At 55.8% G+C, this 4,000-nt stretch carries 4 protein-coding genes; 2 read left to right on the forward strand and 2 right to left on the reverse strand.

The features are described from left to right. Both ACTIKR_RS20315 and ACTIKR_RS20320 read left to right on the forward strand, forming a co-directional pair. A partial coding sequence (locus tag ACTIKR_RS20315; RefSeq protein WP_442328864.1) for a diacylglycerol/lipid kinase family protein occupies positions 1-1,018 on the forward strand: 1,018 nt, incomplete at its 5' end. A gap of 8 nt (positions 1,019-1,026) precedes the next feature. Then, a complete protein-coding gene (locus ACTIKR_RS20320) occupies positions 1,027-1,833 on the forward strand; it encodes a metallophosphoesterase family protein (RefSeq protein ID WP_442328865.1) in 807 nt (268 codons plus the stop codon). A gap of 196 nt (positions 1,834-2,029) precedes the next feature. On the opposite strand, the gene ACTIKR_RS20325 is transcribed toward ACTIKR_RS20320, so the two are convergent. Together ACTIKR_RS20325 and ACTIKR_RS20330 are read right to left on the reverse strand one after the other, a co-directional pair. Next, complete coding sequence (locus tag ACTIKR_RS20325; protein ID WP_193089017.1) at positions 2,030-2,488, reverse strand: CBS domain-containing protein; 459 nt, start codon at positions 2,486-2,488, stop codon at positions 2,030-2,032. A gap of 235 nt (positions 2,489-2,723) precedes the next feature. Beyond that, a partial coding sequence (locus ACTIKR_RS20330) for a YihY family inner membrane protein (protein WP_442328866.1) occupies positions 2,724-4,000 on the reverse strand: 1,277 nt, incomplete at its 5' end.

Here is a 4,000-nt window from a genome sequence, read left to right on the forward strand (position 1 = left end):
TGTTCCCAATAGTGGATCGCAGGCTTGTGCTGATAATGATGGCGTCCTTGCGGACGCTGCCCCGGCCGAATCAACGTCGGCCGATGTATCGGGACGCGCTTTCGTTTTCTTCACCAATGCCAGCTCCGGCAACCAGGACACGGAAGTGTTTCTGGAAAAAATTGCTGCAGCCATGCAGGGGCGCGAGCACCACATTGTCTGTGTCTACCCGCAAGACAGTCATGAGCAAAAGCAAAAAGAAGCGGTCAGCCTGGTAAAAAAGCATGATGCAATACTGGTGGTGGCCGGCGGTGACGGCACGATCAGCGCCATGGCCAATCATGCCATTGCCGAACAGTTTCCGATGGCGATCATTCCCTTTGGTACATTCAATATGTTTGCACGGGATCACGGCCTGTCGCTGGACACGGACACGGCATTGCGCGATTTGCTCACGGGCCGGATCCAGGCGGTACAGACCGGGGAGATCGGCGGGATGCATTTCATTGTGAATGCAACGCTGGGCCTGTACTCCCAGTTGCTGGCCGACCGGGAGCAATGGAAGAACCAGTTTGGCCGGCGTCGTGGCATTGCAATTTTCGCGGCATTTTCCAGCATAATGAAATACGGTCGTTCCTATATTTTGCAATTTAATAAGGGAGACGGCCGGCAATTGGTGAAGACCGTCAGCTTTATGGCCTGTAATAACAATCTTCAGGCCCAGCAGGCCGGTGTGGAGTATGACGAGCAAATGGGCGACGGCTATCTTTACGGTATTGTGCTCAAGCCGTCCAGCCGCAAGCGTATGCTGCTGCTGGCCTTAAAGCTGATTTTTCGGCAGCTGGATCAGGATCGGCAGATCATCAGTTTTCCGTTCGAATCGCTCGATATTGATAAGAAAAAAGGAGGGCGCAGCATCGAGGTCGCCATGGACGGCGAGGTTCATAGATTGCAGGCGCCATTTACCGTCAAGGCCAATAAAGACCTGCTCAGGATACTGATGCCTGCATCGGCGGCGCAGCAGCCATCACAGGAATAATATCGCGCATGTATCGGATCATCCAGCTTTCAGATGTCCACTTTGGCACGGTCAATGCACAGGTCCTGAATGCGCTGGTCCATGCGGTCAGGCAGTTGTCTCCCGCCTTGTGCGTCGTGTCAGGCGATATCACCCAGCGTGCCACGCGTCGCGAGTTTCTGGCGGCCAATGCGTATCTGAAGACCTTGCCGTCGCCGGTACTGTGCGTTCCGGGTAACCATGATATTCCGCTGTTCGCGCTATGGGCCCGTTTCACCAATCCTTACGGGCGATATCGCCGCTATCTGCACAAGGACGTAGAGCCCCTGTTCGAGACCGGTGCCGCGATCGTTATCGGCGTCAATACCACCACACCATTTCGACACAAGCGCGGTATTGTGACTGATGCGCAGATCCGGCGGGTGCAAGAACTGGCGCAAGACAATAGCGCGGGCAAAAGTGTGCTGGTGGTGGCGCACCATCCGTTTCATGTGCTGGATCCGGCCGACCGGGAGCAACTGGTCGAAAACAGTGAGGCGGCCATCCGCGCCTGGTCTGCAGCCGGCGTAGATCTGATCATGGGCGGACATATTCATGTGCCGTTTGTCTATCCGCTGACTCAAAGCTATCCTGAGCGGGTCAATCCGATGCTGGTTGTGCAAGGAGGCACCACCACCTCATTGCGGGTCCGCAGACATATCCCCAATTCATTGAACGTCGTAGACTTGTATCCGGAAAAAAAGATTCACATTACGACCTGGACCTACCAGCCACGAGATGGCAGCCATCCCAACCGGTTCATGTGCGTGGAAAAGGATATGTGGAAGACAAGCTAGATCCGGCCTGTCTGATCCCCGGCTCGTCTGACAGGGCGTCGCGGTTGCGGGCGTGACGCAGGCGGCGGTGCCCGATTTTGCAAAATGTTATTGTGGTAACGGGGATAGCAGGGGAGGCAAGCGTTGCAAAGCCCAGCAGGCAGGTAGCGGCACTTTTGGGCAAGCCGACGAGCGCCGCTCGTCGGTGAGTCATTTTTCAGTCTTTTTCGTCTTCTGGTTCGCCCGGCCAGTCGCGGATATAGGCCTTGAGCATTTTATTTTCGAACTTGGATGCTTCAAGCATGGCGCGCGCCATATCATAGAAGGAGATCACCCCCATCAGCACCGGCCCGTCCATGACAGGGACATAGCGTGCGTGATGCTCCAGCATGAGTCGTCGTACTTCTTCTGCATCGGTATTGGGCGATACGCTCACAGGCGCATCATCCATGATCTTGCGGATGGTGGTATTTTCAAGAGACCCGGGGGAATCGTGCATGTGGCGAATGATTTCGCGGAAGGTCAGCATCCCCGTCAGTTGCCCCTGCTCCATAATGACCAGCGAACCGATATCGCGTTCACTCATGGTCGCAATGGCCTGCGCCACGGATTGATCCGGCGTGGCGGTGTAAAGGATATTGCCCTTGACCCGCAAGACTTCACTGATTTTCAACATGGCAATCCTCCTGTAGCCTTTTTTCTCTCGCTCCGGTGCGCTGACCGGAAACTGATCCTGATTATATGGAAATGTACCTGAAATCGACCGTGATGCAAAGCCATTCAGCGGGGGTATGTGCCCTGCAGGTCACAAACCGGATGCCGGTCATCCCCATGGCAGGCGCCGTTAGCGGCGGCCCTGGCCGCTGCGCGCCAAGAAGATGCGCCTGTCGTCCGGCTTTAAGATTCTGGCGTCAGCTGGTCTGTACTGTGGTATTCGTGGCACCAGGCGGCGTTGACGCGGTATTGTCGTTGTCCTTGTCGTCGCCGTTATCGGTGTCTTGGGCAGGCGTTGTTGCTGGTTCCAATCCGGTCTGCGTCAGATACAGGATGTCACGCAATTTTACGGTGTTGTCTTCGGTCAGCAGACGGGCGATCACCTGGCGCAACGCGGGGTCGTGACTGATTTCGATGACCTTGCTGTCAAACAAAAAGCAATCGGCCAGTGGATCCAGGCTGGCATCCAGGCTGCTGGCAAGCACCCATCTCTCGGAGCGCTTGCCGGCCGTGTTGACAATGTAGCCCATGGAAACCAGCGGCTCCAGGATATCCAGCGTTTCGCTGTAGTTCATTTTGATTTGGCCAGCAATATAGCTGGTACCATAGCCGGGCGGGTTCTGATCGCGTGCGCTATGCAGCAGGCGCAGCACGAACAAGGCGGTCACAAAATGTACGCCGGGTGACATCTTGTCGCGCATTTGACCACTGCGTATCTGTGGCGCCAGCGCTGCCACGGTCGCGCCAAACAGCACGACCAGCCAGGACAGATAAATCCACAACAGGAAGATCGGGATCGTGGCAAAGGCGCCGTAAATCAGCGTATAGGAAGGAAACCGGGTAATGTAGTATGCGAACCCGGCCTTCATGATTTCCAGCAGGATCGCTGTGGTGTAGCCACCAATCATGGCGTCTTTCCAGGCGACTTTTCGGTTGGGAACCAGATAATAGAGCAGGGCGAAGATCAGCCCAGAGACGATCACCGGTACCAGGGTGAATAACACGCTCTTGATGACGGAAAACTGAGTCACCAACCCGAGTTTTTCCTGTGCAATATAGGAAGAGGTCCACAGGCTGGCGCCCAGGAAAACAGGACCCAGCGACAGAATTGCCCAGTACACCAGGATGCGCTGCCCGATCGGGCGGCGACGGGTCACATTCCAGATATCGTTCAGTACTTCGTCGATCGTCATCATCAGCATGATGGATGTCACGATCAGAAAGCCTACGCCGATGGCAGTCAGCTTGGAGGCCTGCTGGGCGAACACGTTCAGATAGCTCATGATGGTTTCCGAGACCGTCTGGGGCATCAGGTTGTGCGTCAGAAACTGCTCGAGCGAGACTTTGAAATCGGTAAACAGCGGGAAGGCGGTAAACAGCGAAAGAATAACCGCCAGCATGGGTACGATGGCCAGCACCGTCGTAAAGGTCAGGCTCGAGGCCACCTGCGTGAGTTTGTCGCGAATCAGTCGCT

The organism is Advenella sp. (assembly GCF_052108595.1).
In the GTDB taxonomy this organism is placed as follows: Bacteria; Pseudomonadota; Gammaproteobacteria; order Burkholderiales; family Burkholderiaceae_B; genus Advenella.